This is a genomic window from Borreliella japonica, assembly GCF_900099615.1.
GTDB classification, from domain to species: domain Bacteria; phylum Spirochaetota; class Spirochaetia; order Borreliales; family Borreliaceae; genus Borreliella; species Borreliella japonica.
This window is the reverse complement of sequence record NZ_FMTE01000038.1, coordinates 1-1,426: the sequence shown is the minus strand read 5'-3', so window position 1 is coordinate 1,426 and position 1,426 is coordinate 1. Positions and strand designations below refer to the sequence as shown.

Genomic DNA, 1,426 nt, shown 5'->3' with positions numbered 1-1,426 from the left:
CCTATACGCTAAATTGCTCATACAATCCTCTTATTATCCTTTTAATTGTTTATATTTTTTTAAAAGCTTGTTAAGAAAATCTTTTTGATTTTCAAGAAGTTCTTCCAAGATAAACGCTGTAAATTTAGCATGATTTTTGTAAAAATCATAACTTTCTTGTTTTTTAAGCTGAAATCTTAGAGGCTTTATCGGGTTTTGTTTTGACTTTTTTATTGTTTTGCTCTCTTTATTTCTTAATATAATTAATGTTTCCAGTATGCCATTTTTTATTAGAAATTCTTCTTGTATAATCCCATCTTCTATTGCATTAGCAATTTTTAAATAATTATAGACCTGTGCTCTTGCAAGTCTATAATCTTTAGAAAAAGCTTCAAAACTTTTATACCCATCAAGTTTATAATATTCATTATCTTTAATTTCTTTTAAAATTTTTAAAGTTTCTAACTTACAATAGATTTCTTTTTTAGAATTAATTTTTAACTTTTCTTTTAAAGAATTATAATGATTTAATGCACTATCAGCAATAATATAATTTCCATTATCGCTTAAATCTCTTTTATTTACCTTAATATCCAACTTAAACTCCTTTTATATTCAACAGTCTACTAATTAGACTTTATACTTTTTTAAAAAAAATTTCTAAAATATTTTTATACTCTTTTATATAATCTTTATTTAAATCAAAATTATTATTTTCTGCTATTCGTCTATTTAAGTCTTCTCTTTCAGATATTATTCCTAAAAACCCATCTTTTGTTTTTAACATTTCAAACAATGTTTTATGTGTTCTATTTTTTCTAAATCTTGTTATTATTAAAAATATAGGTAAAAATAAATTCAATTTTCTTACAAAAAAATTAAATAAATCCAAACTTTCCACTGCCCACTTTTCAGCTGTCATTGGAATTATTATATAGTCACTACATAAAAGTGCATTTTTTAGTGTAACATCTAAACTGGGATTTGTATCAATTACTATATAGTCATATATATGATGTAAAGTTCCTAAGCTTGTTTTTAACAAAAAATCTTTATATTCGATTTTATCTTCACTAAAATTATGTAGCGTAAGATAGCTAGGTATAAGATCAAGATTATTATCTATATTTATAATAGTACTATCAATGTCTACATTTTCTTTTAAAATCTCATAAATATTAAATTTGGTAAAATTAATACCTAGTTTTTCTATTTTTTCGTAAAAATAACTAGTAATAGATGCTTGAGTATCCATATCAATTAAAAGAACTTTATTATTTTTTGATAATAAAGTCGACAAAATTATTGCGCTTGTGCTTTTACCAACACCGCCTTTAATTGACGCGATTGTAATTATTTTAGGTTTTTTATTATCCATTTTGTTAGTGGTCCTTGTTCGGGGTATTTTTTCCCATAAAATTCATATACTTGTTTTTCTAAATCTGTA

At 23.2% G+C, this 1,426-nt stretch carries 3 protein-coding genes; all 3 read right to left on the bottom strand.

Annotation, left to right across the window (positions count from 1 at the left end; translation table 11 throughout):
* Positions 1-33: 33 nt before the first annotated feature.
* Complete coding sequence (locus BLO14_RS05850) at positions 34-576, bottom strand: chromosome replication/partitioning protein (protein WP_012579278.1); 543 nt, start codon at positions 574-576, stop codon at positions 34-36.
* A 40-nt stretch (positions 577-616) separates the two neighbouring features.
* Positions 617-1,357, bottom strand: coding sequence for a ParA family protein (locus BLO14_RS05845; RefSeq protein WP_091974005.1), 741 nt, complete (start codon positions 1,355-1,357; stop codon positions 617-619).
* Positions 1,333-1,426: DUF226 domain-containing protein (locus BLO14_RS06035; protein WP_143280340.1), on the bottom strand; the 94-nt coding region annotated here is incomplete at its 5' end. The genes BLO14_RS05845 and BLO14_RS06035, both read right to left, overlap by 25 nt.